Source organism: Rhizobium phaseoli (assembly GCF_003985125.1).
Classification (GTDB): domain Bacteria; phylum Pseudomonadota; class Alphaproteobacteria; order Rhizobiales; family Rhizobiaceae; genus Rhizobium; species Rhizobium phaseoli.
The window spans coordinates 108,804-129,829 of record NZ_ML133579.1 but is presented as its reverse complement, the minus strand read 5'-3'; the positions used below and the strand labels follow the sequence as shown (position 1 = coordinate 129,829).

At 62.1% G+C, this 21,026-nt stretch carries 21 protein-coding genes; 3 read left to right on the top strand and 18 right to left on the bottom strand.

Annotation, left to right across the window (positions count from 1 at the left end; all coding sequences use genetic code 11):
• Position 1 precedes the first annotated feature (1 nt).
• The 18 genes from nuoE to EFD56_RS22375 all read right to left on the bottom strand — a co-directional run bounded on the left by nuoE (position 2) and on the right by EFD56_RS22375 (position 16,860).
• Positions 2-514 (bottom strand): NADH-quinone oxidoreductase subunit NuoE, encoded by a 513-nt coding sequence (gene nuoE, locus EFD56_RS22460; RefSeq protein WP_126906319.1) that lies wholly within the window; start codon positions 512-514, stop codon positions 2-4.
• A 17-nt stretch (positions 515-531) separates the two neighbouring features.
• Complete coding sequence (gene nuoD / locus EFD56_RS22455; RefSeq protein WP_007819596.1) at positions 532-1,746, bottom strand: NADH dehydrogenase (quinone) subunit D; 1,215 nt, start codon at positions 1,744-1,746, stop codon at positions 532-534.
• A 1-nt stretch (position 1,747) separates the two neighbouring features.
• Positions 1,748-2,311 (bottom strand): NADH-quinone oxidoreductase subunit C, encoded by a 564-nt coding sequence (locus tag EFD56_RS22450; RefSeq protein ID WP_126906318.1) that lies wholly within the window; start codon positions 2,309-2,311, stop codon positions 1,748-1,750.
• On the bottom strand, positions 2,308-2,811 hold the full coding sequence (locus EFD56_RS22445) for a NuoB/complex I 20 kDa subunit family protein (protein WP_126906317.1): 504 nt from the start codon (positions 2,809-2,811) through the stop codon (positions 2,308-2,310). Before EFD56_RS22445 ends, EFD56_RS22450 begins: the two co-directional genes overlap by 4 nt.
• Complete coding sequence (locus EFD56_RS22440) at positions 2,799-3,164, bottom strand: NADH-quinone oxidoreductase subunit A (protein WP_126906316.1); 366 nt, start codon at positions 3,162-3,164, stop codon at positions 2,799-2,801. Before EFD56_RS22440 ends, EFD56_RS22445 begins: the two co-directional genes overlap by 13 nt.
• Before the next feature lie 153 nt (positions 3,165-3,317).
• Positions 3,318-4,757 (bottom strand): NADH-quinone oxidoreductase subunit N, encoded by a 1,440-nt coding sequence (locus EFD56_RS22435; protein ID WP_126906315.1) that lies wholly within the window; start codon positions 4,755-4,757, stop codon positions 3,318-3,320.
• The gene (locus tag EFD56_RS22430; protein ID WP_126906314.1) at positions 4,754-6,229 is read right to left on the bottom strand and encodes an NADH-quinone oxidoreductase subunit M; all 1,476 of its coding nucleotides are present in this window, start codon (positions 6,227-6,229) and stop codon (positions 4,754-4,756) included. The genes EFD56_RS22435 and EFD56_RS22430 overlap by 4 nt, the downstream gene beginning before the upstream one ends.
• 8 nt (positions 6,230-6,237) lie before the next feature.
• Positions 6,238-7,998 carry a Na(+)/H(+) antiporter subunit D gene (locus EFD56_RS22425; protein WP_126906313.1) on the bottom strand — a complete coding sequence of 587 codons (1,761 nt, stop codon included), beginning with the start codon at positions 7,996-7,998 and terminating at the stop codon, positions 6,238-6,240.
• Complete coding sequence (locus EFD56_RS22420; protein ID WP_064818888.1) at positions 7,991-8,245, bottom strand: hypothetical protein; 255 nt, start codon at positions 8,243-8,245, stop codon at positions 7,991-7,993. The genes EFD56_RS22425 and EFD56_RS22420 overlap by 8 nt, the downstream gene beginning before the upstream one ends.
• Positions 8,242-9,705 (bottom strand): monovalent cation/H+ antiporter subunit D family protein, encoded by a 1,464-nt coding sequence (locus tag EFD56_RS22415; RefSeq protein WP_126906312.1) that lies wholly within the window; start codon positions 9,703-9,705, stop codon positions 8,242-8,244. The genes EFD56_RS22420 and EFD56_RS22415 overlap by 4 nt, the downstream gene beginning before the upstream one ends.
• A gap of 4 nt (positions 9,706-9,709) precedes the next feature.
• Positions 9,710-10,012 (bottom strand): NADH-quinone oxidoreductase subunit NuoK, encoded by a 303-nt coding sequence (gene nuoK / locus EFD56_RS22410; protein WP_016733970.1) that lies wholly within the window; start codon positions 10,010-10,012, stop codon positions 9,710-9,712.
• Positions 10,012-10,512: an NADH-quinone oxidoreductase subunit J gene (locus tag EFD56_RS22405; protein WP_126906311.1), complete on the bottom strand. Its 501-nt coding sequence runs from the start codon at positions 10,510-10,512 to the stop codon at positions 10,012-10,014. The genes nuoK and EFD56_RS22405 overlap by 1 nt, the downstream gene beginning before the upstream one ends.
• A 274-nt stretch (positions 10,513-10,786) precedes the next feature.
• Positions 10,787-11,866, bottom strand: coding sequence for an ABC transporter ATP-binding protein (locus EFD56_RS22400; RefSeq protein ID WP_126906310.1), 1,080 nt, complete (start codon positions 11,864-11,866; stop codon positions 10,787-10,789).
• Positions 11,863-12,792 (bottom strand): PfkB family carbohydrate kinase, encoded by a 930-nt coding sequence (locus EFD56_RS22395; protein WP_097540876.1) that lies wholly within the window; start codon positions 12,790-12,792, stop codon positions 11,863-11,865. The genes EFD56_RS22400 and EFD56_RS22395 overlap by 4 nt, the downstream gene beginning before the upstream one ends.
• Complete coding sequence (locus EFD56_RS22390; protein ID WP_097540877.1) at positions 12,793-13,815, bottom strand: SIS domain-containing protein; 1,023 nt, start codon at positions 13,813-13,815, stop codon at positions 12,793-12,795.
• Positions 13,812-14,657: a carbohydrate ABC transporter permease gene (locus EFD56_RS22385; RefSeq protein WP_011426608.1), complete on the bottom strand. Its 846-nt coding sequence runs from the start codon at positions 14,655-14,657 to the stop codon at positions 13,812-13,814. Before EFD56_RS22385 ends, EFD56_RS22390 begins: the two co-directional genes overlap by 4 nt.
• On the bottom strand, positions 14,657-15,541 hold the full coding sequence (locus EFD56_RS22380) for a carbohydrate ABC transporter permease (protein ID WP_012485027.1): 885 nt from the start codon (positions 15,539-15,541) through the stop codon (positions 14,657-14,659). Before EFD56_RS22380 ends, EFD56_RS22385 begins: the two co-directional genes overlap by 1 nt.
• 80 nt (positions 15,542-15,621) lie before the next feature.
• Positions 15,622-16,860, bottom strand: coding sequence for an extracellular solute-binding protein (locus tag EFD56_RS22375; RefSeq protein ID WP_126906309.1), 1,239 nt, complete (start codon positions 16,858-16,860; stop codon positions 15,622-15,624).
• Positions 16,861-17,088: 228 nt separating this feature from the next.
• Here EFD56_RS22375 and EFD56_RS22370 point away from each other — a divergent pair, with 228 nt between their 5' ends.
• The 3 genes from EFD56_RS22370 (at position 17,089) to EFD56_RS22360 (ending at position 21,024) form a co-directional block, all read left to right on the top strand.
• On the top strand, positions 17,089-18,294 hold the full coding sequence (locus tag EFD56_RS22370) for an ROK family transcriptional regulator (RefSeq protein WP_126906308.1): 1,206 nt from the start codon (positions 17,089-17,091) through the stop codon (positions 18,292-18,294).
• A gap of 364 nt (positions 18,295-18,658) precedes the next feature.
• Complete coding sequence (locus EFD56_RS22365; RefSeq protein WP_064828320.1) at positions 18,659-20,014, top strand: extracellular solute-binding protein; 1,356 nt, start codon at positions 18,659-18,661, stop codon at positions 20,012-20,014.
• A gap of 125 nt (positions 20,015-20,139) precedes the next feature.
• Entirely contained in the window at positions 20,140-21,024 is an 885-nt protein-coding gene (locus EFD56_RS22360; RefSeq protein ID WP_064828319.1) for a carbohydrate ABC transporter permease, read from the top strand.
• Positions 21,025-21,026 lie beyond the last annotated feature (2 nt).

Genomic DNA, 21,026 nt, shown 5'->3' with positions numbered 1-21,026 from the left:
GCTATTCTCCCGGCGGTGCTGCTGAGGCGAGATCGGCACCGGTCGCTTGCGGCGCCTCCGTTCGCAACCTGTCGAGAAGCGCGTCGATTCGCGCGATATCGAGGCCGCCGTGATAGTCGTCGCCGACCTGCATCACGGGAGCCATCTCGCAGGCGCCGAGGCATTCGACGGTCGAAAGCGTGAACAGCCGGTCTGGAGTGGTTTCGCCCTTCTTGATCCCGAGGACCTCCTCCAGATGCCTCAGCAGGTCCTCGGATCTGCACAGCATGCAGGAGACGTTGTCGCAAAGCTGCAGGTGGAACATGCCCACCGGCTCGGTATGGAAGAGCGTATAGAAGGTCGCCAGCTCGTAGACCCAGATCCGCTCGACTCCGAGAATGTCGGCGACCTCTTCCAACACTGGCCCAGGCAGATGGCCACGTTCTTCCTGCGCGATCCGAAGCGCGGGCATGATCGCCGAGCGCTGGTCGGGATACCGCGCCGCCGCCTCTTCGATCTTTTCGCGCATGGTCATCCCGTCCAAATCCTCTGCTACTTGTCGACCTCCGCCATCACGGGGTCGAGGCTGCCGAGCACGGCGATCATGTCCGCCAGATAGCGGGCGTTGGTGACCCCGAAGAGGGCCTGAAGATTGACGAACGAGGGTGCCCGCACCTTCATGCGGAACGGTTTTGGCGACCCGTCACTGATGATGTAAAAGCCAAGCTCACCCTTTGGCGCCTCGATCGCCGAATAGACCTCGCCCTTCGGCACCTTGAAGCCGTAGGCCGACAGGTCGAAATGCTGGATCAGCGCCTCCATCGAGCAGTGCACTCGATCCTTGTCCAGCGGGAAGGCGATTGTCGGCATGTCGATCTGGAACGGCCCCTCAGGCATCTGGTCGATGCATTGTTCGATGATCCCCATGCTTTCGCGCATCTCGTCGACGCGGCATCGCCAGCGTGCATAGCAATCGCCCTCGTTGCGGGTGATGACGTTGAAATCGAGCCGGTCGTAGATCTCGTAGGGCTCATCGCGCCGGATGTCCCAGTCGACACCGGAAGCACGCAGGTTCGGACCGCTGAGGCCGAGATCGACAGCATCCTCGGCGGAGATCACGCCGATCCCCTTCGTGCGATTGAGAAACACCCGGTTATCTTCGAGCAGTCGCTCATAGTCGCGGATTCGGTTCGGGAAGATGTCGCAAAACTCCCGGATCTTGGGGAAGAATCCGTCAGGCAGATCCTCGCGCACGCCGCCGACCCGGCAGAACGAGGTGTGCATGCGTGCACCAGTGATCATTTCCAGGAGGTCCATGATCATTTCACGTTCGCGCATGACGTAAAGCAGCGCGGTCATGGCGCCGAGATCCATCGGCAAGGCGCCCGTGATCAGGAGGTGACCGGAAATCCGTGCCAACTCGGCCATCATCACGCGGATATATTGCGCCCGGATCGGTGCTTCTATGCCGAGGAGTTTCTCCACCGCCAGCGCGAAGGCGAGGTTGTTCGAGGGTGGGCAGAGATAGTCGAGCCGGTCCGTCAGCGGGAAAATCTGGGTATAGGTGAAGCTCTCCGCCAGTTTTTCGGTGCCGCGATGGAGGTAGCCGATATGCGGATCGACGCGCTCGACGAACTCGCCGTCCAGTTCGAGGACGAGCCGAAGAACCCCATGGGTGCTGGGGTGCTGCGGACCGAGGTTGAGAAGCACTTCCCTGGTATTGAGGGCTTCGCCTTCAGGCCTGCTGAGCTCGGTGACTTCTGTCATCTCAACGTTCCGGCGTAGACGGCCTCCCTTGCGGAATGTCCCTGGTGGCAAGGTCGGGCTGCGTTGGCGGCGGACCTTCGGCACCGAAGGGGTTCAACTTGTCCCTATAGCCCCTGAGGGGGAAATCCTTGCGCTGGGGAAAACCCTCGAAGCCTTCCCACATATAGATCCGGCGCAGATCGGGATGTCCCGCGAACCGGATGCCATACATGTCCCAGGCCTCACGTTCATGCCAGTTGGCGGTGCGCCAGACTCCCGTGACCGAGGGCACTTCAGGAGGATCGCCAAGGCGGCACTTGATGCGGACCCGCCACCTGTTGGGCAGCGAATAGAGATGGTAGACCGCCTCGAACCGCGGCGTTTCGGGATAATGATCGACCCCGCATACGTCCGAGAGGAAATTGAATTGCAGCGCCGGATGCTCTTTCAGAAATCGGCAGAACTCGACGATCCTCTCGGGCGGAACGGCAAAGGCGTCGACACCGTGCGCAGTGCCGAGATCCTCGATTGTTTCTCCGAAGCGCTCCATGATCGGAGCGCGATTGAGGGACGGCTCCACACTCATGACGCTATAACCCGATCCAGAGGCGTGCCGGCGAGCGCCCGGGACCTCTTGATCTTTTCTTGAAGCAGGAGGAAGCCGTGCATCAGCGCCTCGGGCCGCGGCGGACAGCCGGGCACATGCACATCGACGGGCACGAAGGTTTCCGACCCCTGCACCACGGCGTAGGTGTTGTAGACGCCACCCGAGATGGCGCAGGTGCCCATGGCGATCACCCAGCGCGGTTCCGGCATTTGGTCATAAAGCCGCCGCACGACAGGCGCGAATTTCCGGGTCACTGTGCCGGCGATGATCATGACGTCCGACTGTCGCGGCGAGGGGCGGAACACCACCCCGAAGCGGTCGAGATCATAGCGGGCGCAACCGGCCGAGATCATCTCGATGGCGCAGCAGGCAATGCCGAAGGTCTCAGGCCACAGCGCCGAGCTTCGGCTCCAATTGATGATACTGTCGGCCGTGGTGAACAGCACGCTGTCGCGGATCGCGTTGTTTACTCCTCCCATTCCAGCGCTCCCTTCAGCCAGGCGTAGGCGAAGCCTACAAGAAGCAGCAATATGAAGACGAACATCTCGACATAGCCGACCAGCCCGATGTCTTTCAGGACGACGGCCCAGGGAAAGAGGAACATCGTCTCGACATCGAAGACGACCAGCAGGATCGCAAGGATAAAGAACGGCACTCTGAAGCGCCCCGCGGAGGCCTCACCCGCGGCGTCCATGCCGCATTCATACGGCATGTTCTTTTCGGGATAGGGATTGGACGGACGCAGGAGCGAGGAGACAAAAAGCGTCGCTCCCGCCACCAGAACAACTCCGGCGACCATTACCAGAACCGGCAAGAATTCCATTGCAGTCATCGCACTGCACCGGTCACCCAGCGATGGCTTCACTTGCGCCGCGACAGACCCCGTTTGGGACCAGTAATGCGGTCGCCCCGGGAAGCGACTTGGGCAATCCTTTCCTGAAGGGCAAGTTTATTCCGTCGAGCGGAGCATTGCAAATTCAATTGATCAGCCGCCGAACACAGAATGTTGGGCAAGCCTCAGAAACCACGACGGAAATAGGCCGATGCCGATGGTGCCGGCGGCGGTGAAGGCGAGCGTGGCGCGCACCAAGGGTGTCAGCGCCGGATCGAACGTCCTTTCCGGCTCGCGCATGTAGATCACCATGACGATGCGGATGTAAAAGTAGGCGGCAACAGCGCTCAACAGCACTGCGATCATCGCGAGCATGACGAAACCTCGCTCGACGAGCGCAACCAGAACGTAGAACTTGGCGAAGAACCCGGCCGTTGGCGGAATGCCGGCGAGCGAGAACAGATAGAGCAGCATCAAAAGCGCGAGCCCCGGATGCGACTTGGCGAAACCTGCGTAATCTTCGATAACTTCGCCCGAGAAATCGCCGTTCCGCATCATGGTGACGATGCCAAAAATGCCGAGATTCATCAACGAGTAGATCAGCAGATAAAGCATCACGCTGGCGATCCCGTCCGCACCGCCGGCCACCACGCCGAAAATGGCGAACCCGGCATGAGCGATGCTGGAATAGGCCAGCAGTCGCTTGAAATTGTCCTGCACAAGCGCCACGAAACTACCGAGCGCCATCGTCACCACCGCAATGACCGCGACGATGATCCAGACGTCCGAGGCTGCGACCAGAGGGTTGAGGAACACCCGCAGGATGACCGCGAACCCCGCCGCCTTGGGGCCGACCGACATGAAGGCGGTGATCGTCGTCGGCGCGCCTTCGTAGACATCCGGAACCCACATATGGAACGGCACCGCGCCGACCTTGAAGACCAGCCCCGCGACAATGAAGACTACCGCCAGCAGCAATCCGGGATCGAGCGGATCGCCGCTCACCGCTGCAGCCATCGCGTCCAGTTGCGTGGTGCCGGTCAGCCCGTAAACCAGCGAAACGCCGTAAAGGAAAATCCCGGTCGAGACCGCGCCGAGGATCACATATTTCAGCGCCGCTTCGTTCGACCGCCGCTCTCGCCGCAGGAAGCCGGTCAGCACATAGGTACAGAGCACCACCAGTTCGAGGCCCACATAGATCGACATGAGATCGGTGGCTGACGCCATGATCATCATTCCCGAAAGCGCGAAGAGCAGCAGGACATAGTATTCGCTGCTACCGATCCCTTCGATATCCGCATATTTTTGCGAGAGGAGGAATGTCAGAACGGTGGCTAAATAGAATACGAACTTAAAGAAGACCGCGAAGCGGTCGGCGACGAACATGCCCGTGTAGGCCGGCCGCACCTCGCCCGCCAGCATGAGTGTCGCCAAGGCGGCAATCAGCACGATGGCAACGGAAGCCGAGACAAGGAAATGGTCCTGTCTCTTTTGCACAAACTGTCCCAGGATCAGCAGGATGCAGGCCCCCGTGACCACCGCGATCTCGGGCAGGCTCGCAAGGACCGACTGGAGAAGCGCATCGGCGGTCATTGGCCGCTCTCCTCACCGTGCACCTGCGCCAGCAGATGTTTCGCCGAGGCATCGATGATGTTGAGAAAGGGTTTTGGATAGAGCCCGACCCAGAGCACGAAGACGGCCAGCGGCAAGATCGCAGCGATCTCGCGGGCGTTTACATCTCGTATCTTGAACCGGACGCTGACGCTCGCCGGACCAAGCACCACCTTCCCATACATACCAAGCAGATAGGCCGCGCCCAGCAATGCGCCCAAAACGGCGGCCGCGCCGACGGCCAGGTTGGCCGCAAACCCGCCGGACAGCACGAGCAACTCGCCGACGAACGAATTCGTTCCCGGGAGCGCCATCGACGACAGGATGAACAAGGCGAGAAACGTGGTGTAGACGGGTGCTGCCTTCATCAGCCCGCCATAATCGGCGATGCTGCGGGTGTGGGTCCGTTCGTAGATCAGGCCGACGAACAGGAACAACGCGCCCGTCGTCACGCCATGATTGAACATTTGCAGGATACCACCCTCGAGCCCGCGGAGGTTCAGCGCGAAAATCCCCATCGTCACGAAGCCCATGTGGCTGATGCTGGAATAGGCCACCAGCTTCTTGAGGTCGTCCTGCGCCAGCGCCAGCAACCCGCCATAGACGATCGCAAGGGCCGAAAGCGAAAGCATCAGGGTTGAATAATACACTGACGCATCCGGCAGCATCGGCAGCGAGAATCGCAGGAAGCCGTAGGCGCCCATCTTCAGCAGCACTCCGGCGAGGATGATGCTGCCCGCTGTCGGCGCCTGCACATGGGCGTCCGGCAGCCAGGTGTGGACCGGCACCATCGGCACTTTGACCGCGAAGGCGACCAGGAAAGCGAAGAACAGCCACGACTGGACCCGGAACGGCAAATCCTGTGCTGTCAGAGCGAGAATGTCGAAGGTCTCGCCGCCGTTGAAATAGAGCACGATGACGCCGACCAGGAACAGGACGCTGCCTGCCAGCGTGTAGAGGAAGAACTTGAAAGCCGCATAGACCCGGCCGCCGCCGCCCCAGATGCCGATGATCAGATACATCGGGATCAGCATCGCCTCCCAGAAGACGTAAAACAAGAACAGGTCGAGTGCGCAGAACACCCCCAGCATCAGCGCCTCCATGGCCAGCAGACTGACCATGAATTCCTTCACCTTGCGGTCGATCGCGACCCACGAGGCGAGCACGCAGGTCGAGCCCAGCAGCGCGGTCAAGAAAACGAAGAGCGCACTGATTCCGTCGATGCCGAGCGCATAGGTGATCCCGAGCGCAGGAACCCACGGGCGTGTCTCGGTGAACTGCATCGCGTGGGTCGTGGTGTCAAAACCGGCTAGCATGGCGATGCAGAGAGCGAGGTCGAGGACGGTGACACCCAGCGCCATCCACCGCACCGCAGCGTCGCTGCGCAAAAACATCAGAACCGCCGCCCCGGCGGCGGGTGTGAATACGATGAGGCTGAGCAGCGGTAACCCCATGGGACCCCCTACCGCCACGCCACGGCGAAGATGGCGGTGGCCGCGATCACACCGACGATCATCGCCAGCACGTAATGGGTCACGACGCCGGTCTGCAATCGCCGGAGCCGCCCGCCGCCGCGCAGGATCGAGCGGGCAACGCCGTTCACGACAGCGTCCACCCCGGTGAGATCGATCCGCAGTCCCGCCCGTGCCGCCCCATACAGCAGGGGCAGCGCCGCGGTTTCGGTCACCTCGCTCACCGCCTTCTCGTAGCGCGCCAGCGGCCGTTCGGCGAACCACATTAAGACCCGCGCGCCCTTGCGATAGAACCAGTCGGTGTCGATGCTGATGGTGTTCTCCGGGTCGAGCGCCCGCAGGAACAGCACGAACCCGAAGGCAGTGAACATCAGCACGGCGAGGCTCTCCGTGACATGGAAGCCAGTGTAAGGTTCGAAGTCGACCGGATAGGGCAGAAGCGCATAAAGCGGCTGCGGAAACACTCCGATCGCAATGCAAAGCACCGCCGCCATTCCCATCGCGACCAGCATGTTGCGCGGCGGCTCCCGCGCCTCCAGTTTCCGGTCGGTGCCGAAAAACATGTAATACGGCAACTTCAGCCCCGTGTGCAGGAAGGTCCCCGACGATGCCATTGTCAGCACCAGTACCACCAAGGCCCGATGATCCTGTCCGGCAGCGGCGATCACCATCGATTTGGTGACGAAGCCCGAGAAGAAGGGAAATGCCGAGATCGCGAAGGCGCCGACCATGTAGAGCGCCACAGTCAGCGGCATGGTCTTGTAGAGCCCGCCGAGCTCGGTGAGCTTGCGACAGCCGGTGACGTAGATCACCGCCCCGGCACCCATGAACAGAAGCGCCTTGTAGAGGATATGCGCGAAGGCATGGCTGGTGGCGCCGTTGACGGCCATCTCGGTCCCGATACCGATGCCCGCCACCATATACCCCACCTGGCTGACGATGTGATAGGCCAACAGGCGCCGGCAGTCGTTCTCCAGTACTGCATAGATGACGCCATAAAGCGCCATCGCAGTGCCGAGCCAAACGAGAAGCTCGGTTCCCGGAAACGCCCGCGCCAGCACATAAACGGCGGTCTTGGTGGTGAAGGCGCTCATGAATACCGCCCCGGTGACGGTTGCCTCAGGGTAAGCGTCAGTCAGCCAGGCGTTGAGCGGCGGCACGGCGGCGTTCAGAAGGAACCCGGCAAGGATCAGGTAGGCGCCGGCGCCCATCCCCCCCTCTATCGGACCGAAGAGCAGCGAGCCTGTTGAAAGCCCGTAGAACATGATGCCACCAAGCAGGACAACGCCGCCGGTGATATGGACTAGGAGATATCGGAACCCGGCGCTGATCGCTTGCCGGCCGCCCTGTGCGAAGACCAGATAGGCAGAGGCAAACGCCATGCCTTCCCAGAACAGGTAGAGCGTCAGGTAGTCGCCGGCGAAGACCACGCCGAGCGCGCTGCCGACGTAGACGAACGCAGCGACGTGCTGGCCGGGGCGGGGCAAGTGCAGCGCGTAGACCGTTCCAATCAGAGCCATGATGGTAAAAACCGTGGCGAAGACGCTGCTCAGCTTGTCGACCTTCGCGACCTGGATTTGCTGCCCGAGGAACGACGCCGCGCCGTAGTTGCCCGGCTGCATCATAACCACGGCGAGGATCGCCAGCGCCGGGATCAGCAGCAGATAAGCCTTGCGGATCGATCCTGCGAGGAATGGGATCGGCAGAGCGCCGAGAATGAAGAGCAGGGCCGGATGGATGAAGTCAGTCATAGTAGTCCTCGCGCCGCATCAACCCAGCCCGATGGCCGAGAAACTTGGAAACGAAGATCAGCAGCACGCAGGAGCCGAAGCCGTAGACGGCCGACCAGCCCGGCAGGCGGTCCCACAGGTATTCGGTGTGTTCGCGGGGAACCAGAAAGTCGGCGATGACGATAAGAACGAGCACGAGATAGAACAGACGGCGTCGCTGATGCGCATATTCTTCGGCACCAAAGAGATCGACCACGCGCTTGATCATCTGACCACTCCGTCCGCCAAGGTGAGAAAATAGCCGGGGAAGACACCCATCAGCACCGACAGGATGGCGGTCGCGACCAGCGGGATCGTGACCATCGGAATTTCCCGAACCGTCGCGGGGCTCTCCTGTGCCTCAGTCCCGAAAAAGGCGAGATAGCTGATTGGCAGAAAATAGGCGGCGTTCAGGACCGAACTTATGAGGAGCACGATCAGGAACGGGATTTCCCCCGCCTCCACCGAACCCCGTGCCAGATACCACTTGCTGACGAAGCCCGCGGTCGGTGGTACCCCGATCATGCTGAGCGAACCCACGAAAAACGCCCCCATCGTCCAGGGAAGCCTGCGGCCGATCCCAGCCATATCGCTGATGTTGCGCTTGCCAGATGCGCAATAGATCGAACCGGCGCAGAAAAAAAGCGTGATTTTGGAGAAGGCATGCGCCGCGATGTGCATGATTCCGCCGACCATCGCGACCGGCGACAACAGAACCGCGCCCAGCATGATGTAGGAGAGTTGGCTGACGGTCGAATAGGCGAGCCTCGCCTTCAGGTCGTCCCGCGTGAGGGCGTAGACCGACGCCATGAGGATCGTGAACGAAACCAGATAGGCCGTGGCGATACCGAGGCCCAGCTTCCCCACCAGCTCGACACCGAAGACATGGAAGATCACTCGCAGCACGCAGAACACGCCCATCTTGACCACGGCCACCGCATGCAGGAGCGCGCTGACTGGTGTCGGGGCCACCATCGCGGCAGGCAGCCAGGCGTGCATCGGCATCACCGCGGCCTTGGCGAAGCCGAAGAGATAGCAGAAATAGACGACCGTCAGCAGCAGCGCGGAGGCATCGGCCCTCGCCAGCAGCCCGCCCGGTACAAAGTTGAGCGACCCCGCAATGTGGTAGGTCAGCGCCAGCGCGGCGAGCAGCACGCTTTTCGACGCGCCCATCAGATAGACGAGGTATTTGCGGCTGCCCGTCCATCCTTGCTCGTCCTCGTGGTGGTAGACGAGGGGATAGGTAACGAGACTGAGCATCTCGTAGAAGATCACCAGCGTAAAGAGATTGGCGGCGAAGGCACCCCCGGCGGCGGCCGCCAGACTGCTGGCGAAGCAGGCGAAGAACCGGGTCTGCGCGTGCTCGTTCAAGTGCCGCATGTAGCCGATGGAATAGATCGCAGCCACGATCCACAGCAGCGACGAGACGGTGGCAAACACCATGCCGAGCGCATCGACCCGGAAAGCGAAGTCAATTCCCGGCAGGATCTCGAACAGGCGTAAATCGATCGTCCCGCCCGCCAGCACGGTGGGCGCCATCGAGGCGACAATCGCGAACATGGCGATCGCGGCCAACGGCGAGACGACATCGCGGAGTTTCTCGCGGTTGTTCAGAAGGAGAATCGCAAGGGTCGCCAGACCTGCGACGGCAACGGCAAGCAGCGGCCGGATCGATATCACCGGGTCCAAACCGCTATCCTTTCATCATGGTGACGTCGTCGACCTTGAGGGTGGACTTGTTCCTCACGAGGGCGACCAGGATACCGAGGGCGACTGCAACCTCCGCCGCGGTGATTGCGATGACAAAGATCGCGAAGATCTGCCCGCGGAAATCGTCGTAGTAATGCCCGAAAGCGATGAAGTTGATGTTGACCGAGTTGAGCAAAAGTTCCAGCGACATGAGCACCACCAGAATATTGCGCCTGAGCAGTACGCCCGCTGCTCCGATCACGAACAGGACCACTCCGAGCACAATAAACCACCAGAGCGGAACCATCACTCCTGCTCCTTCCGCGCCAGCACGACGGCGCCGACCAGGGCCGCCAAAAGGATTACGGAGGCGGCTTCAAACGGCAGGAGATAGTCGGCGAAAAGCGTCGTGCTGAGCTGCCTGATCTGATCGCCGCCGCGCATGGCGACCGGTTCGATGACCGAAAAACGGTCACTCCAGAGCACCAGCACCAGCATCTCGACCCCAAGCAGAACGACCAGCACCAGAGCCGGCAGGTTGCCGCCCGGCAAGAACCGCTGCAACACCGCTTCGCGCACATCGATCATCATGATCACGAACAGGAACAGGACCATGATCGCGCCGACATAGACAAAGATCTGGATGACCGCGAGGAACGGCGCCTCGAGCAAGACGAAGATGGCCGAGATATTGAGGAAACACGCCATCAGCGCCAATGCGCTGTGAACCGGATTCCGCGCCAGGACCACCGTCAGGGCGGTGATCACGGACACCGCAGCGAACAGAAGAAAGAACCCCTGATCCATCGACGCCGACCCTCCGGCGCGAACTTTCACTCGGCGCGAGACGGCCGGCTTTGAGATTACGCCGCAACTTCAGATGCGTTCGCAAATTGTGCCCTAGTATCGGATTTTTCACAAGTTTATTGTCATCGGCAGTGCGAACCAGGCCAGCCCGATGCGGCGAAGACCGCTCGCGGCGCGGCCGGCCGGAGGGGCATCGATCGGACGTGTCGCGCTATTTCCTTGTGTAGGCAATAGCGTCCTGTAGCTTCTTGCGTCCGCGAGGGACGTATCGTCTTTATCCCTCGCGAAGACAGCTGAGACCGGTTTGCGGATCGAAGAGATGCATCGCCTCCTCGTCGAAGAAGAGGGTGAGCGTTTCGTTGTCCCGGACCGGCGTGCGCGGCGGCACACAGGCCATGAGCCGCTGATTTCCGGCAAGGGCGGTGACGACGAGTTCGGGGCCAGTCAGTTCGGCGACCTCCAGGGTTGCCTCGAGCGACGGGCCGGCGCCGTCCGTGCGAAGGGCCTCGGGGCGGATGCCGAGGATGATGTCGCGGCCATTGACGGCGGCTTCGGCGAAGCGGGCCGGCAGGGGCAGGCTTGCATCGGAACCTGCAATCGCCAGCCGGCCATCGCGCACTGTGGCGTCTAGCAGGTTCATTGGCGGCGCGCCGACGAAGGTGGCGACATACAGTGTTGCCGGATGGTTGTAGATTTCCTCAGGCGTGCCCAACTGCTCGATACGGCCGTCGCGCATGACGGCGATGCGGCTTGCCAGCGTCATCGCCTCGATCTGGTCATGGGTAACATAGACCACCGTGGTCTTCAGCATCTGATGCAGTCGCTTGATTTCGGTGCGCATCTCCATGCGCAGCTTGGCGTCGAGATTGGAGAGCGGCTCGTCGAACAGGAAGACCTCAGGTTTGCGCACCAGCGCGCGGCCGATCGCGACGCGCTGGCGCTGGCCGCCGGAGAGCTGGCTCGGCTTGCGATCGAGGAGGTTTTCGATCTGCAGGAGTTTGGCGGCGTCGCGCACGGCCTTGTCGCGCTCGGGCGTCGGGACCTTGCGCATTTCCAAGCCGAAGCCGATGTTCCGGTGCACCGTCAGATTGGGATAGAGCGCATAGGATTGAAAGACCATGGCGATGTCGCGGTCCTTCGGGTGCACGCCGAGCACCGACCGTCCGCCGATCCTGACGTCGCCGCTCGTCGCCTCGGCAAGGCCGGCAATGATGTTGAGCAGCGTGGACTTGCCGCAGCCGGAGGAGCCGAGCAGCACGAGGAATTCGCCGCTTTCCAGCGAAATGTCGATGCCTTTCAGCGTCTCGACCTCGCCATAGGTCTTGCGGATGTTTTCGATGTCGAGCGCGCTCATGACAAGGGTTCCTGAAGAGACGATGGCTCGCCATAGCTGCGGGGAAGGGTGGAAATGGCGCGCGAGGCGACCTGCGTCCCCGCCGCCAGGCAGGAGGCCAGGGGCTTGCCATTTGCCAATGCTGCCAGGAAGCCGGCGTTGAAGACATCGCCGGCGCCGATCGTATCGACGACCGTGACGACGGGTGCAGCCCCCGACACCGTCCTGCCGTCCGGCCCGATGGCGATCGCACCCTCCGGGCCGCGCTTGACGACGACGATCGCGCCCTCCGGCATATGCGACCTGATCTCACGGGCGGCTTCGACCGGATCATTGATGCCGGCAAGCGTCGTCGTCTCGACCTCGTTCAGCAGGGCGATGCCGCTGCGCGAAAGCCAGGCGCGGGCAGCCGCGCAATTTTCTTCGGTCCAGCCCTCGAGCGGCCAGCCCGTATCGAGTGCGACGGTGATGTCGTGGCTGTCGGCCCAGTCGAAGAAAGCATCATATTCGCTCGCCAGGTCGTCGGTCAGAAAGCCGCCGCAAAGAAGCGCGTAACCGCCGCGCAGCCTTTCGCCGTCGATGACGGCGAAGACGTCGGCGAGGCTGAAGCGCGGCAGGTGGCCGGTCGTCGTGAAGAAGGTGCGCTCGCCGTCCGGATGGGTGATGCCGACGGAGAGCGTCGTTCTCTCGGGGCGCACCGGCCAATTTTGGGAGCGATGGCCGAAGGCTTCCGCCAGCCAGCGGCCGAACTGGTCGCTGCCGATATTGGCGGCGATTTCGAATTTGATGCCGAGTGCCTGCCAGGCGAGCGCACTGTTGCCGGCAGACCCGCCGACCCTCAGCTCGTCATGATCGACGATGATTTCCGTGCCGGCCTTTGGCCAGGGGGCGGCCGGTCCGAGAATGAGATCGACATTGACGTTGCCGATGACTGCAAGCGGCCGCATTCATTCACTCCGGGTAATCTTGGTGGAACGGACCGGCGTTCCGGCATTCTCCACGCGTGTTTCGGCAAAAGCGATCATCAGTCGCTGCGCGACCGGCAGCATGGCGAAGATCGCGGCAAGGCCGCTCGCCGGTACAAAGCGGATTGTCACGGCGCCGGCCACGGGCGCTTCGCTCGAGGCGTCGAACAGGATGACGGGCGCGCCGGTCTCGACGGCGGAGACCGCCATGGCGGTGACGAGACCTGATGTCTCGTCGAGACCGCGGAACAGCACGACGCCGATCTCCGGCCCCAGCATCTCCATCGGGCCATGGCGCAGCTGGCCGCCTTCGAGCGAAAAGCAGGGGCGGCGCGACAGCTCCGTCAGCCCGAGGGCCAGTGCCTCGGCGACGCCTTGCAGGCGGCGGCCGGAGGTGACGACGGTCACGACGGTTTCGAGTGCGGCGAGGGCGGCTGAGATGTCATGGTCTTCTGGCGTCTTAAGGACGGCAAGCGCGGCGGCCGGATCTTCGCCGAGGGCGGAAAGGATTGCCAGATGCAGGGCGAAGGTCACCGTCAGGCTCCGGGTAGCGGCGAAAGCAAGCTCGGTGCCGCCGCTGCCGACCAATGAGGGGGCGGTTCTGGCAAGGAAGGAGCTGGCTTCGAGAGTCAGGCCGAATGTTTCCTCAGTGCCGCCGGTTTCGTTGAACCAACGCACCACTTCGGCGCTCTCTCCGGATTGCGAGGTGACGAAGACCGTCCTGCCGGCGATCGGCAGCGGCTGGCCGAGCTGTTCGGAGAGCGGCAGGGCAACCGCATCGATCCCGAGCGCACGGTAGAGCGGCTCGACCGCGCGGTTGACCGCATGCGAGCCGCCCATGCCGAGCAGCAGCAGCCGGCCGGTCTTCTTCAGCGAGGCGGCGGCTCTTGCCGCCATCGGTGCGGCGGCTTCATAAGAGGCGAGCGCATCGGCGTGCTGGCGGACCATTTCGCGGTCGATCGCCGCAAGTCCGGCCGGCCGGTTTTTCTCCGTTGTCATGTTCATCCCTTGACGCCGCCGCTGGTGAGCCCTGAAATCAGGGCGCGTTGCATGACGAGACCGATCAGCACCGGGGGCAGGGCGGCGAGCACGCCTGCCGTGGCGATCAGTCCGTAATCGGAAACGCGGCCGCCGGCGAGATCGGCAATGGCGACGGTCAGCGTCTTGGCGCGCTGGTCCGAGGTGAAGAGCAGCGCATAGAAGAATTCATCCCAAGCCAGCAGGAAGGCAAAGAGGCTCGAGGTCGCGACCACCGGGGCTGCGAGCGGCAGGGTGATGATCCTCAGCGTCTGGAACAGGCCGGCGCCGTCGATCATTGCGGCGGATTCGATCTCGCGCGGAATTGAATCGAAGCCCGATTTCATCAGCCAGGTGGTGAAGGGCGCCAGGATGGTGAGATAGACGAGAGCGAGGCCGAAGACGTTGTTCAACATGCCGAGATGGGAGAGACCCATATAGAGCGGCACGGCGAGCGCCACCGGCGGCAGCATATAGGTGGCGATCACCATCGACAGCGACCAGCCCACCGACGGCGTGCGCGACACCGCCCAGCCGGCCGGAATGGCCAGCGCGATGGCGGCGATCGTGGCCATGCCGGCCACCTCGATGCTGTTGCGCAGCGATGAGGTGAAGGCGGCGCCGGCGCTGTTTTCCAGCGTCGACAGCAGCACCTGGTATCGCGAGAAATCCGCCGCCTGTGGCCACCAGCGTAGCGGCTTTGCCGCAAGGTCGGCAGCCGGCGAAATGCTCATGATGAACAGCCACAGGATCGGTGCCAGGATGACCGCGGCAAGCAGCAGCGCTGAGAGGTGAATGAAAAAGGAGAAGAGTGGGCTCTGGCGTTCCATCAGGCGGCACTCCCGGCGGTCTTGCGCACCAGAGCGGCATAGCCGGCGGCAAGCAGCGTCACCAGCAGCGTGACGATCAAGGCCAGCGACGCGCCCGAGCCCGCCCGCTGAAACGAGAAGGCTTCCTGATAGACGAGGATCGACAGCGTGCGGGTGCTGTTGGCCGGGCCGCCGCGGGTCATGACCCAGATGATGTCGAACACCTTGAAGGCTTCGATTGTGCGCAGCACGAGCGCCACCATCAGCGGGCCGGCGAGATAGGGAAGGATGACGAAGCGGAAGCGGGCGAAGGGGCCGGCGCCGTCGACCAGCGAGGCGGCGGTGATGTCGCGCGGCACGGCCTGGAGTGCGGCAAGCGCGATCAGTGCCACCAGCGGGAAGTTCTTCCAGCAGTCGGCGACGATGAGGGCTGCCAGCGCCGTCCCCGGCTCGCCGAGCCAGGAGCGATAGGCGTCGATGAGGCCGAGTTGCGTCAGCGCGGCGTTGAGCGCACCATATTCCGGATTGTAGATCAGGCGCCAGAGCGTGGCGTTGACGACGGTCGGCAGCGCCCAGGGCAGGATCATCAAGGCGCGCAGCGCGGTGCGGCCGCGGAACTGCTGGTTCAGCAGGAGGGCGGCAAGCACGCCGATCACCATTTCGGCGGCGACCGAGACGATTGCGAACCATGCGGTGGTAACGAGCGTGCGTTGGAAATTCGAGCCGGAGAGCATCTTCACGTAATTGTCGATGCCGACGAAATTGCCTGCGGTGCCGACGAGCTTGGCATCGGTGAAGGAGAGGCCGACGGTATCGACCAGCGGCCAGCCGATGACCGAGATCATGACCACGAGAAGCGGCAGCATCAACAGCCACGCGCGCGTTGTCAGCCATGTGCCCGACATCGAGGCGACCCTTTTTCATTCATGGGTTATTGGAATCGAGCCGGGCGACGACAGGGCGCCGCCCGGGGTTTATGTCGGACTCAGAGGCCGCTGTTTTCGGCGGCCGACTTCAGCGCATCCTCAGGCGTCGACTGGCCAAGTAGCGATTCCTGGATCGCCTGCTGCAGCGCCGTCGAAAGTTCCTGATATTTCGGCGTCGTCGGGCGCGGATACATCGCGGCAAGGCCGACCTTGGCGGCCGAGATCAGTTCTTCCTGGCCCTTGGTAACGGCCGGGTCCTCGTAGGAGGAGGCCCAGATCGGCAGGCTGAGCTTGGCGTAGGCGTTCTGTGTCGCCTGCGAGGTCATGAAGGTGATGTATTTCCAGGCCTCGTCGGGATGCTGGCTGGCGGAAGTGATGCCGAGGCCCATCGAGCCGTTGACGGCCGAAGCCTCGCTCTTGCCGGCGACACCCGGCGCCGGCACGACGCCGACCTTGCCCGCGACCTTGCTGTCCTTCGGGTCGTTGGCCATGTTGTACATGTAGGTCCAGTTGAGCGCGAAGGCGGCATCGCCGTTTTCGAAGACTTTGCGGACGTCCTCTTCCAGGAACTCCTTGGAGTTCGGATTAGTCAGGCCGGACGTATAGCTGGCCACCATATATTTCAGGGCGTCAAGACCGCCACCGCTCTGGAAGGCAGGTTTGCCGTCCTTCAGGAAATCGCCGCCATAGGCACTGACGAGGGTGGTGTAATCGCAGATCGCCGCTTCGGCCTGCGACCAGCTCCAGGCGATCGGGGTGGCGAGCAGACCCTTGTCCTTGATCGCTTTTGCCTGCTCGGTCAGCTCGTCCCAGGTTTTCGGCGGCGCCTTGATGCCAGCCTTTTCGAGGATCTCCTTGTTGTAGAACAGGTATTTTGTGTCGAGGATCCACGGCATGCCGTAATATTTGCCGTCATATTGCACAGTGGTCCATGCACCCGGCAGCACGCCCTTCTTCATCTCCTCGGTGATGCGGGAGGAGACGTCGACCAGCACCTTGTTGGTGGCGTATTCGGCCGGCCAGATGACGTCGAAGAGGACGACGTCATAACCGCCGCCGGAACCCTGCGCCAGCACTGTCTTGTCATGCAGCCCCTCATAGGGAACGAATTCGAGATTGACCTTGATGTCAGGGTTTGCCTTGGCGAAGGCGTCGGTCATGGCGCGCACATCGGCCTCGCTGTAAGCGGCCTGCGCCATGAACAGCGCGTTCAGCGTCGTTTCGGCGAAAGCATGCGGTGCAAGAGATGCGCCGATCAAGGCCGCACCCAGAAGCGTCTTGGTAAGGGATTTCAGCATTGCAGCCTCCAGTTTTTGACATTTACGCATTGCCGAGGGCGGATTTTCCGCCATCGGTTTTCGACAAGGCACGCGTGAAACAAAACGTGCCGGTTGGTCATCTCGGAGCGTCGTTGGAGGCCCTGTGCGGCTTCCTGCGTTCCCTGGAACTCTTCGGTCCCTTATTAAGTCAATTGTCTTGACTTATTACTTCTTCAACATTCTACTGGAGTCAAGAGGCAATTGCACATGAATGACAGCAGGCCCATCAGGGCCAAGAGCGGCACCAATCACGAAGGCACCAGCGCGCATAACCGGCGCGTGATGATCGATGCCTTGAGGATCAACGGTGCGCTCTCGCGCGCCGATCTGGCGCGCGCGACGCGGCTGACCAAGCAGACTGTGTCGAATATCATCGAGGAACTCGAGCGCGACGGTCTCGTCAGTTCGCAGGAGGCGGTGCGAAAGGGCAGGGGCCAGCCCTCGACGCCGTATCGGCTCGTTCCCGAGGGCGCCTTTGCGATCGGCCTGCAGATCGACCGGCACGTGACGCGGGCGGTCGCCGTTGATCTCGTCGGCCGCGTTCTCGTGCGCGCCGAGGCCGTTCTGCCACCGGGAGGCCCGTCGACAGGAACGAAGGTCATTCTCGATCTCGTCGCCAGTGTGCGGTTAAAGCTCGCCGGGATCGTCCGGCAATCCGAGAAGCGGCTGGTCGGCCTCGGCGTCGCGATGCCAGGTCCCTTCGGGATCGACGGCAGCGGCGACGATCCGTGGATGATGGAGGCTTGGCAGAAGTTTCCGCTGCTGGACACGCTGACCGCCGGCACCGGGCTCGATGTCGGTCTGCAGAACGATGCGGCAGCGGCCGCGACTGCGGAGCGTATGGTGGGGGCCGCGCATGGCCTCGACCATGCCGTCTGCCTGTTCGTCGGCTACGGCATTGGCGCCGGTCTCATCCTGAACGGCGAACTCTATCGCGGCGCCAACGGCAATGCCGGCGAGATCGGCATGGCACTGCTCTTTGCCGATGGCAAATCGACCCCGCTCGAACACCGCGCCTCGCTCGCCTCGCTCTACCAATATCTCTCGGCCGATCCCGCCGATCCCGATCTGCATGCACACATCAATGACCTCGCCTCCGGGGGCGATCCAGGCATCGACACCTGGATCGAAACGGCGGCTGCTGACCTGCGCTGGAGCATCCATCTGATCGAAACGATCTTCGATCCGCAGACGGTGATCCTCTGCGGCAGCGCGCCCGAGGCATTGGTCAACAGGTTGATTGCGGCCATCGGCCCGCTGCTGCCCTCGATCGCCGAACGGCGCGGCCGGACGCTGCCGCGGCTGCAGTCCGGCATGGCCGATCCTTGGTCGGTGGCGCTCGGGGCGGCCGCTGGACCAATCGGTCGGGCATTCGATCCGCATTTTGCTGCAATTTTGAAGGATTCCCGCTGATTTCGAGCTTGAAACCGGGCGTTGCACAGCAGTGCAGCGGCAGAAAAATGGCGCTCTTTGTAAGTTTCAAGCGACCATTGCCAGCGAATAAAGAGGAGCGATCGAAGTATAGTCAAATATTGAAAATCATTGAAATTTATAGGAATTCTGGTATAGATATAACTATTCGGCAGTGCGCTGGGGTGGTTGGCGAGGCTTCTCTCAATATAGCCTTCAGCCGTGGCAAATAACATCCGCATGAAGGTTTCGTGACGGTACGATTTCGGTTGTTTCATGTCATGGAATATTCATTGGCCGCGGCAATTTGGACCAGCTAATAGGGCGTGCGCTGAAAGTGCGCGTCTCTTTTCCGTTCGAGGTTCTCATGCAAGCCAAGCTTCTCGGCGCCGTTGGCGCCCTTCTCGCTTCAGCGTTTCTTGCTGGTCCCGCTGCCGCCGCCGATAAGACCAAGATCGACTTCTGGTTCGGCAATTCCGGTGATATCGCGAAGCGTGTCCAGGAACAGTGCGATCGCTTCAACCAGTCGCAGGGCGACTACGAAGTCGTCTGCACCAGCCAGGGTAGCTACGATGCTTCCCTGCAGAATACGATTGCCGCTTTCCGCGCCGGCAAGCAGCCGACGATCGCTCAGGTCTCCGACGCCGGCACCCTCGACATCATGCTCTCCGGCGCCTTCTATCCGGCAAACCAGCTGATGACCGACATGGGCTACACGGTCGACTGGAAAGATTACTTCTCCGGCATTGCAAACTATTATGCGACGTCCAAGGGCGAGATGTATTCCTTCCCCTTCAACTCGTCGACCGCTCTGCTCTATTGGAACAAGGATGCCTTCGCCAAGATCGGCAAGGACCATGCTCCCGCCACCTGGCAGGAAGCCGGCGAAGATTTCAAGGCCCTGAAGGACGCCGGCTACGCCTGCCCGCTCGCCTTTGACATCTCCAACAATGAAGTCTGGCAGTACGTCGAGCAGTTCGAAGCCGTCAACGGCGAAGCGATCGCCACGAAGAAGAACGGCTTCGAAGGCCTCGACGCCGAGCTGGTGTTCAACAAGAATCCGCTTCTCGTCAGCTACATCAAGGACCTCAAGTCCTGGTACGACAACAAGCTCGCCGTCATCAAGAACAAGGCCGTCGGCCAGACCTTCGTCGAAGCCTTCGCTGCCGGCGATTGCCAGGTCATCCTGACCTCGGTCGGCGACCACGGCAATATCGGCCGTACCGCCAAGCAGGGCATGAACTGGGGCGTTTCGATGCTCCCGACCTACGGCAACGCAACCCGCCACAGCTCATTCGTCGGCGGCGCTTCGCTCTGGGTTCTGAAGGGCCACACCGACGCCGAATACAAGGCTGCGGCCGCCTTCTTCAACTTCATCGCCAAGCCGGAAGAAGCGCTGACCTGGTCGACCGTCACCGGCTACATCCCGGTTCGTAATTCCGGCTTCGAATATCTGAAGAAGCAGGGCTTCTACGACAAGGCTCCCTATGCCGGCCGTGAATTGGCCATCCAGAGCCTGACCGCATCGCCTGCCGGCGATACGGCTCCGCACGGCATCCGCCTCGGCGGCCTGCTGCAGGTCCGCACCGAAATCGCCAACGGCCTGCAGGCGATCTTCGTCAACAATGCCGACGTCCAGGCTTCGCTCGATGGCGCTGCAGATCGCGGCAACCAGCTGCTGCGCCGCTTCCAGCAGACTTACAAGAACGTTCAGCTTCCTTGATCGCCTGACATGCGCCGCACCCGGCCGCCTTGCGCGCGCCGGGTGCGTCTTTGTAAGCTCTCCTCATCAGTCGCGGATGCGCACTGTCGCCCGCGCCCAAACAAACCAGGCGAAAACGACCACTCATGGAAAAGCGCGTCACTTTCTCCTCGACGACAATCGGACTGCTCTTCGCCTTTCCGATGCTGCTGCTGATCTTCGTCTTCTTCTATTGGCCGAGTGCGCAGGCGCTCTATTGGGCGTTCACGCTCGAGCAGCCATGGGGCGGCGGCAACGCCTGGGTCGGTTTCGACAATTTCAAGCAACTGCTCGGCGATCCCATCTATTGGGAGTCGATCACCCGCAGCATGATCTTCGGCTTCAGCTCGACGGCGATCGCCATGGGGATGGCCCTCATCCTGGCGCTGTTGACGGACCGTGAACTGCGCGGCCACAAAATCTACCGGTCGGTCTTTATCTGGCCCTATGCGATTGCCGCGCCCGCTCTCGGTCTCGCCTTCCGCTTCATCCTGGCGCCGGAAGCAGGTCTTCTCTCCGTCATCAATCATGTCTGGCCCGGCCTCTGGAACCCGGCACTCGACGGCAAGGACGCGATGATCGCCGTCATCATCGCCTTTTCCTGGAAATATATCGGCTATAATTTCATCTTCTTCCTTTCGGCCCTTCAGGGCATTCCGCGCTCGCTGATCGAGGCCGCGGCCATGGACGGCTCGGGGCCGCTGCGCCGCATGTGGGACCTGCAATTGCCGCTGCTGACGCCGACATTGTTTTTCCTGCTCGTCATCAACATCACCGAAAGCTTCCAGGATTCCTTCGGCATCGTCGACGTCATGACCCAGGGCGGACCGGCGCGCGCGACCGAGCTGATGGTCTACAAGATCTATTTCGACGGTTTCAGGGGGCTCGATTATTCCGGTGCTGCCGCCCAGTCGATCATCCTGATGGCGCTCGTCGTCCTTCTCACCATCTTCCAGTTCCGCTTCATCGAGCGGCGCGTGCACTACAAGTGAGG